Source organism: Amycolatopsis speibonae, assembly GCF_042647925.1.
Classification (GTDB): Bacteria; Actinomycetota; Actinomycetes; order Mycobacteriales; family Pseudonocardiaceae; genus Amycolatopsis; species Amycolatopsis speibonae.
On record NZ_JBHRWK010000150.1, the window covers coordinates 17,310 to 18,587 of the forward strand.

The following is a 1,278-nucleotide window of genomic DNA, read 5'->3' on the forward strand; positions in this document are numbered from 1 at the left end:
GTGGTTTTGTTTGATGCTGCGGGTGGTGGTGGCTGGGTGCGGCGGGTCCCGGACCGGCGGTATCCCGATGGCCGGATCGAAGGGTGGCCCTATACCGTCCCCGCTCCCGAAGGTGGCCTTGGTCTTGACCGACCGCGGCACCTCGCCCCCGGTGACACTGATCCGGTGTCTTCCGGTTCGGGGGCGGAAGGTCAGGGTGTGACCGGTGCCGGACCGAGTGACGCTCTTCCGGCGGATGTGGAGTGGGGTGTCGGTCCTGGCCAAGACGCCTCGCTAGCGGGGTATCTGAAGAAGAACAATCGTTCGAGCCCGGCGACGTCGACGGATTTGCAGTACTGGGTACGGGATTTGCAAAACGCGGCTGTGACGGAGACCGGTGTGCGAGTGTCCAGCCGTTTGGTAGCTGCTCTTTCCGGCGGAGAGATCACTGCGAAGCGGGCAACGGGGCTTATGCAGAGGAACGCGCCTCTTGCGCCCCGTTCGGAGCGGGATTCTTCGCTGGTGCCGGATTGGGTCAAGGCGTTCCGTCCTGGTGAGGGGAAGTGGAAGCAGTACGATGAGCTGTTGTCGTTCCTGCAGGCGAAGAAGGACGATTTACCGGTCAGCATCTCGTTGGAGCGCACTAAGCAGGGGTACTCGGAACCGTTGCAGTGGTGGACCGAGGTGTGGATGCGGGAGTACTGGAAGGAGAAGCTTCTAGAGGGGAAGCTTTCAGAGATCGGAAAAGTCGAGACGAAGCTCGAGGCGGAGCAAAGCCTTGCGAAGCGCGCCGGAAGCATCGTGCACTACATGACTATACGCAGCTGGGGCCTCCCCCAGAGCGTTAAGGAACTTCCTGTCGACAACGCCCCTTCAGGCTCGGCTTTTCCTGACCCATTTGGCGGAAGTGGTGTCGGTGCTTCAACGACGTCACAGGGGAAACGTCGGCGGTCGGCTTCATCGACGCCACAGCGGGAACGCCCGCGGCTGGAAGCCCCGGAAGCCTCGGGGTCGCAGTTGCTGCGGCCGGGGTTGGAGATGCCGGGGGGTGCGGGATGGCGTTCTGGCGTCGAACATGAACTGTTGAGGGTGCCGGGGTCTGGTTTCGGGGTCGGGGACGGTGCGTTGGGTTATTCCGCGGCCGGTGTGCCGGTGCCGGTTGGTTCGGAGCGGTTGTATGGGTCCGGTGGTGGGCGGGGGTCGGGCTCTGCTGGTGATCTTTCGCAGGCGCGGGTGTATGAGGTGTTGTGGCCGGGGGAGGGGGGTGTCTTGCGTGGTGTGCCGTATGTGGCGGCGGAT

General features: G+C 63.8%; 1 protein-coding gene. It reads left to right on the forward strand.

All coding sequences use genetic code 11. From position 1 onward, the window contains the following. Positions 1 to 198: 198 nt before the first annotated feature. Positions 199 to 1,278, forward strand: a 1,080-nt coding sequence (locus ACFOSH_RS42720; RefSeq protein WP_378247305.1) for a hypothetical protein, incomplete at its 3' end; no start/stop codon positions are given.